The 1,796-nt window shown below is 72.6% G+C and carries 3 protein-coding genes; all 3 read left to right on the top strand.

Annotated features, from left to right (window positions below; all coding sequences use genetic code 11):
- On the top strand, window positions 1-493 hold a 493-nt coding region (locus tag N864_RS22010; protein ID WP_240474455.1), incomplete at its 5' end, for an IspD/TarI family cytidylyltransferase.
- Window positions 490-1,257 (top strand): SDR family oxidoreductase, encoded by a 768-nt coding sequence (locus tag N864_RS22005; protein WP_034722560.1) that lies wholly within the window; start codon window positions 490-492, stop codon window positions 1,255-1,257. The genes N864_RS22010 and N864_RS22005, both read left to right, overlap by 4 nt.
- Complete coding sequence (gene ispF, locus N864_RS22000) at window positions 1,254-1,745, top strand: 2-C-methyl-D-erythritol 2,4-cyclodiphosphate synthase (protein WP_034722557.1); 492 nt, start codon at window positions 1,254-1,256, stop codon at window positions 1,743-1,745. The genes N864_RS22005 and ispF overlap by 4 nt, the downstream gene beginning before the upstream one ends.
- Window positions 1,746-1,796: the final 51 nt, after the last annotated feature.

The following is a 1,796-nucleotide window of genomic DNA, read 5'->3' as shown; positions in this document are numbered from 1 at the left end:
GTCGAAAGGCCACTACTCGTCGAAAGGCCACAACCCGACCGTCACGGTCGTGGCGGGGGGAGCGGAGCGGGGCGACTCCGTGGCGGCTGGCCTTGGGGCCCTGTCAGGTGGCGTGCACGTCGTGCTGGTGCACGATGCAGCTCGGTGCCTCGCGCCCTCCACCGTGTTCGCCCGAGTCATCGAGGCGGTGCGCGGCGGCGCCGCAGCAGCCGTGCCGGGTCTCCCCGTCGTCGACACGATCAAGGAGGTCGACGCGTGCGGCCGGGTGGTCGGCACCCCCGACCGGTCGCGGCTGCGAGCGGTGCAGACGCCCCAGGCGTTCTCCCGGACCGTGCTCGAGCGCGCCCATGCGGTGACGAGCGACGCGACGGACGACGCAGCCCTCGTCGAGCGGCTCGGGGAGCCCGTGATCGTCGTGCCCGGTGACGAGCGTGCCCTGAAGATCACGACCCGCGAGGACCTCGACCGGGCGGCCCGTATCCTCGCAGGGTGACCGACAACGCCATTGCTCTCGTGACCGGAGGCGGCACCGGGATCGGTGCCGCCGTCGCCAAGCGTCTCGCCGCCGACGGCTTCGACGTCATCGTGGCCGGACGTCGACGCGAACCGCTCGGACAGGTGGTCGCCGAGCTCGGTGGCTCCGCCCGCTTCGTCGTCATGGACGTCGCCGACGTGGACAGCGTCACGGCCGGGATCGGAGGCCTCGAGCGGCTCGATGTGCTCGTCAACAACGCCGGGGGTGCCCTCGGCACGAGCCGGATCGAGGACGGCGACCCGGCCGAGTGGCAGCAGATGTTCGCCTCGAACGTGCTCGGCACGATGCAGGTGACGAAGGCCGCCTTGCCGCTGCTGCGTCGGTCGCCGCGCGCCACGATCGTCAACGTCTCCTCGGTGGCCGGCCAGTCCGTCTACGAGGGCGGCGGCGGCTACACGGCGGCCAAGCACGGCACCTCGGTCATCAGCGAGACGCTGCGGCTGGAGCTGAACGGGGAGAACATCCGGGTCATCGACATCCGCCCCGGGATGGTCCACACCGAGGAGTTCTCCCTGACGCGGCTGCACGGTGACCAGGCCGCGGCCGACAGGGTCTACGAAGGCGTCGACCGCCCGCTCCTGGCCGACGACGTGGCCCAGTGCGTCGCCTTCGCCGTGGCGTTGCCGCAGCACGTCAACATCGACACCATGGTGATCAAGCCGGTGGCCCAGGCGGCGTCCCACAAGGTGCACCGCGGGCCGATCGACTGGAAGACGACGTGAACCCACTGCCTCGCGTCGGGGTTGGCGTCGACGTCCACGCGTTCGCTCCGGCCGGGTCGCCGCGTGAGCTGTGGGTCGCGGGCCTCCTCTGGCCGGGAGAGCCTGGCCTGGCGGGCCACTCGGACGCCGACGTCGCGGCCCACGCCGCGTGCGACGCGCTCTTCTCGGCCGCCGGCATCGGTGACCTGGGCGCCCACTTCGGCACCGACCGTCCGGAGCTGGCCGGGGCGTCCGGATCGACGCTCCTGAAGGCCGCCGCCGAGATGGTCCGGGAGGCCGGCTTCGAGATCGGCAACATCGCCGTCCAGGTCGTCGGGAATCGCCCCAAGATCGGCACGCGCCGGGACGAGGCCCAGGCGGCGCTGGGCGACGCGGTCGCGGCCCCGGTGTCGGTGAGCGGCACCACGACGGACGGCCTGGGCCTGACCGGTCGGGGCGACGGGATCGCGGCGGTCGCCACGGCATTGGTCGTTCCCCGGCCCATGTGAGGGCCGCACCTGGCCGGAACTGGCCCGTCGTCGGTTGATGGCCCTTCGTCG

Origin of the sequence: Intrasporangium chromatireducens Q5-1 (assembly GCF_000576575.1) — a bacterium.
Lineage (GTDB): Bacteria > Actinomycetota > Actinomycetes > Actinomycetales > Dermatophilaceae > Intrasporangium_A > Intrasporangium_A chromatireducens.
The sequence above is the reverse complement of the archived record's forward strand: the minus strand, read 5'-3'. Positions and strand labels throughout refer to the sequence as shown.